This window comes from Polaromonas sp. P1_E3 (genome assembly GCF_056405935.1).
This window is the reverse complement of the sequence record NZ_JBFUBD010000685.1, coordinates 1-992: the sequence shown is the minus strand read 5'-3', so window position 1 is coordinate 992 and position 992 is coordinate 1. Positions and strand designations below refer to the sequence as shown.

Below are 992 nucleotides of genomic sequence, written 5' to 3'. Positions count from 1 at the left end.
GAACTCGGGCACAATGGCAGCCAAAGCGCGATCAAGCCGGCTGCCGTGGCTCGCTGCGGGAACCACCACCTGCCGCAATTCCATCTCGGCGGTGGTATCCCCCTCCTCCTGGGCCTCGTCCGGGACGTTTTCGGGCGCAGCAGCGGCCGATATAATTAATTTGCTTTGTTCCGAATCAGTCATCAAGAAGGTCGATTGCAATGTTTTCCACCAAATTATCGGTTGTTCCCAATGCAATGCCGCTTTTTGCAGCCATTTGCGCGTTGTCTTTCATTATTGCCGGGTGCTCAAGCACACCTGCGCCTGACAAGACTGCCACATGGAGCCCGAACAAGATCTACGCCGAAGCAAAGGACGAAGCGAGCGGGGGATCCTATGACAAGGCGATTCCGCTTTATGAAAAACTAGAAGGCCGTGCGGCGGGTACTCCTCTAGCCCAACAAGCGCAGCTTGAGAAGGCATACGCCCAATACAAGGGAGGCGAACAAGCCCAGGCCATTGCGACACTGGACCGGTTTATGAGGTTGCACCCAGCCAGCCCAGCCCTGGACTATGCGCTCTATCTCAAGGGCTTGGTGAATTTCAACGACAACCTTGGCATCTTTTCGTTTATCTCGCGTCAGGACTTGTCTGAAAGAGACCAGAAGGCGGCTAAAGAATCCTTTGAGTCGTTCAAAGATCTTGTGACCCGCTTTCCAGAATCAAAATATTCGCCTGATGCCCGGCTGCGGATGAGTTACATCGTGAACTCGCTGGCCCAATCCGAAGTGCACGTGGCACGGTACTATTACTCACGGGGTGCCTACGTGGCTGCAATCAACCGTGCGCAGAGCGCAATCGCCGACTACCGCGACGTACCCGCACTGGAAGAGGCGACCTTTATTCTTTATAAGTCTTACGACGCGCTGGGCATGGTTGAATTGCGTGACGATACCCGCCGCATCCTCGAAAAGAGCTACCCGCAAAGCGAGTACTTGAGCAAGGGGTTCAAG

At 54.7% G+C, this 992-nt stretch carries 1 protein-coding gene and 1 pseudogene; one reads left to right on the top strand and one right to left on the bottom strand.

What is annotated here, in order from left to right; genetic code table 11:
• Positions 1-201: pseudogene (locus tag AC1D0Z_RS22785) on the bottom strand (RluA family pseudouridine synthase); the annotation flags it as partial.
• Between the two features lie 35 nt (positions 202-236).
• Here AC1D0Z_RS22785 and AC1D0Z_RS22780 point away from each other — a divergent pair.
• Positions 237-992: outer membrane protein assembly factor BamD (locus tag AC1D0Z_RS22780; protein WP_477660405.1), on the top strand; the 756-nt coding region annotated here is incomplete at its 3' end.